The sequence below is a fragment of the Phyllobacterium sp. genome (assembly GCF_037994425.1).
Lineage (GTDB): Bacteria > Pseudomonadota > Alphaproteobacteria > Rhizobiales > Rhizobiaceae > Phyllobacterium.
The window spans coordinates 1-2,550 of sequence record NZ_JBBNAM010000269.1 but is presented as its reverse complement, the minus strand read 5'-3'; the positions used below and the strand labels follow the sequence as shown (position 1 = coordinate 2,550).

At 61.3% G+C, this 2,550-nt stretch carries 4 protein-coding genes; 2 read left to right on the top strand and 2 right to left on the bottom strand.

Going from position 1 to position 2,550, the window contains the following annotated elements; all coding sequences use genetic code 11:
* Nucleotides 1-184: 184 nt before the first annotated feature.
* Entirely contained in the window at nt 185-1,117 is a 933-nt protein-coding gene (locus tag AAAB35_RS18435) for a LysR family transcriptional regulator (protein ID WP_340669730.1), read from the bottom strand.
* Nucleotides 1,118-1,352: 235 nt separating this feature from the next.
* Between AAAB35_RS18435 and AAAB35_RS18430 the strand changes: the two genes are divergently transcribed.
* Together AAAB35_RS18430 and AAAB35_RS18425 are read left to right on the top strand one after the other, a co-directional pair.
* Nucleotides 1,353-2,063, top strand: coding sequence for an SDR family oxidoreductase (locus AAAB35_RS18430; protein WP_340669729.1), 711 nt, complete (start codon nt 1,353-1,355; stop codon nt 2,061-2,063).
* 11 nt (nt 2,064-2,074) lie between these two features.
* A complete protein-coding gene (locus tag AAAB35_RS18425; protein ID WP_340669728.1) occupies nt 2,075-2,314 on the top strand; it encodes a 4-oxalocrotonate tautomerase family protein in 240 nt (79 codons plus the stop codon).
* 68 nt (nt 2,315-2,382) lie between these two features.
* Here AAAB35_RS18425 and AAAB35_RS18420 read toward each other — a convergent pair.
* A partial coding sequence (locus AAAB35_RS18420; protein ID WP_340669731.1) for a transporter substrate-binding domain-containing protein occupies nt 2,383-2,550 on the bottom strand: 168 nt, incomplete at its 5' end.

The window sequence follows — 2,550 nt, the reverse complement described above, 5'->3', positions numbered from 1 at the left end:
CCCGGTCTGGGCCCGCCTTGTTGAAGGTCGAACGATGGCTTTCTTAGAAAAGAGTAGCTCACAGCTCGCAAGATGGCGCCGATGCGAGGTGGTTGGAGGCGTGCGTCCTTCATACCGCCGTTCGGGGGCCACCGGGCAAGGCGTTGCGTGACAAGCGGCGCTCTCTGATCAACCCGCACATTCTTCACCCCAGCGAACCTGCTTGCGCCGACAACCTTGCAAAGGCCGCGCGCAAGCGCGGGACGGCAAAGTCGACGAACGCGCGCACCTTCGGCACGGAAAGGCGTCCGTGGGGTGTCACGAGGTGAACTGGCAAAGGCGCCGACTCGGCATTGCGCAGTAAAATCTCGAGCAATCCGCTCTCCACGCTCTCGGCCACGTGGTAGGTGTAGAGCCGGGTGACGCCGTGGCCGTCGATGGCGGATGCGAGCGCAGCGCGGACACTATTGACGACGAGCCGCGGCTTGAGATGGACCGAGCGTGCGATCGAACTGCCTGCCGCCGGCGGGAAGACCCAGGCATCTTGGCCGAAGTGTGTCGTGGTGACAATCTGGTGCCTGGCAAGATCGGCCGGCTCGACGATGCGCGGATGTCTGGCAAGGTAGCGCGGCGAAGCAACGACGACCCGCTTTACATCGCCACCAACCCGGACAGCGACCATCGAGGAATCTGGCAGGTCGGCGACACGTAAGGCAATATCAATGCCTTCCTCGACGAGGTTAGCGTGGCGGTCGAGGAGCACCATCTTCACCGAGACGGCCGGAAAGGCTTCAAGATAGGCATCAACGATCGGGCGCAGAATTTCTTCGCCGCTGATGGGTGGGGCTGTCAGCGTGAGGGTGCCGCGCGGTGCTGTCCGTTCGCCGGCAACCGTCAGATCAGCTTCCTCCAGGTCAACGAGGACCCGCCGGCAAGCGGCCGCGTACCGCTCACCCGCCTCGCTAAGCTTGATCGAGCGCGTGGTGCGGTAAAGGAGTTCAGCGCCCACGTAATGCTCAAGGAAGGCTATGGCCCGGCTCACGGCCGCTGGTGAGCGACCAAGCACGCGTCCCGCGCCGGCAAGGCTGCCGGCGTCGATGGCTGCAATGAAGACCTTCATCACATCGATACGGTCCATCTTCGTTCTCCCCAATGCGGTACCTGGTGAAGCCGCGACCACACGCTCCGGCAAAGCCGCTGACAACCACCGGCGAAAACGGCTGATCTCAGGATAGATTATTCCACTTTGCGGAACAATACCTGCCGATCAACGGATATTCATTCGATCTACGCATGAGGCTATTTTCGCGGCGTGTCCCAAGGCGGACGGCCGGCGGCAATTTCGCAAGCCGGGAGCAACATCGAGGTCTAGGATGAGTACTGAACGAAAAGTAGCGATCGTTACCGGCGGATCGCAGGGCATTGGTGCCGGTCTGGTGAAGGCTTTCAGGGATCGCAACTACCGGGTTGTGGCAACGTCCCGCTCGATCAGGCCAAGCAGCGATCCCGATATTCTCGCCATTGCCGGCGACATCAGCGATCCTGCTACGGCCGAGAAGGTCGTGCGCGAAGCTGTGGCGCGCTTTGGCCGGATCGATACACTCGTCAACAATGCCGGCATCTTCATTGCCAAGCCCTTTACCGAATATACCGCCGAGGACTTCGCGTCGAAGATTGCAACGAACGTCGCCGGCTTTTTCCATATCACGCAGCGCGCGGCGGCACAGATGCTCAGCCAGGGATCGGGGCACATCGTCAGCATCACGACGAGCCTGACCGATAACCCGGTTGCCGGAGTGCCCTCGGTCCTTGCCAACCTTACCAAGGGCGGCATCAATTCAGCCACCAAGTCACTTGCGATAGAATATGCTACAAGGGGCATCAGGGTGAATGCAGTCTCACCCGGCATCATCACTACCCCGATGCATCCTGCCGAGACCCACGAGTTTCTCGCGGGCCTCCATCCGGTCAAACGCATGGGCGAAATTCGCGATATCGTCGAGGCCGTGCTCTATCTTGAGTCCGCCAGCTTCGTTACCGGCGAAATCCTCCATGTCGACGGCGGCCAGAGCGCTGGCCATTAGAGGAGGTTGTCATGCCCATTGTCACGATCCAAGTCACGCGCGAAGGGTCCGGCCCTGGACGCGATCGGGTGACCCCCGAGGAGAAGGCGGCCCTTATCTCCGGCGTCAGCCACCTCCTTCTCGATGTCCTGCACAAGCCGCTTGAGGCAACGTTCGTTGTCATCGAGGAGGTTGAACTGGAAAACTGGGGCTGGGGCGGAATGCCCGTGCCGGAATACCGCAAGCGGCTCGCGAGCGGCAGCAACGGCTAGAACGCATGCACGCGCGCTGCCATGACCCAGCGGGAAAATGGCAGCGCGCTATACGTATTCTTGCTGGTTTAAAGCGGCGTGACGTCGAAGCCGAACCACTTCTGCGACAGCGCCTTGATCGTGCCATCTGCCTTTGCAGCATCGATGGCGGCGTTGAATTTCGCCTTCAGCTCCGGTTCGTTCTTGCGCAATCCGACCGAGCTTCCCTTGCCGAGGAACCCACCCTGGAAACGCGG

Excerpts from the sequence above, each read along its gene's own strand:
- AAAB35_RS18435 (WP_340669730.1), bottom strand. The coding sequence starts at position 1,117 with ATGGACCGTATCGATGTGATGAAGGTCTTCATTGCAGCCATCGACGCC.
- AAAB35_RS18430 (WP_340669729.1), top strand. The coding sequence starts at position 1,353 with ATGAGTACTGAACGAAAAGTAGCGATCGTTACCGGCGGATCGCAGGGC.
- AAAB35_RS18425 (WP_340669728.1), top strand. The coding sequence starts at position 2,075 with ATGCCCATTGTCACGATCCAAGTCACGCGCGAAGGGTCCGGCCCTGGA.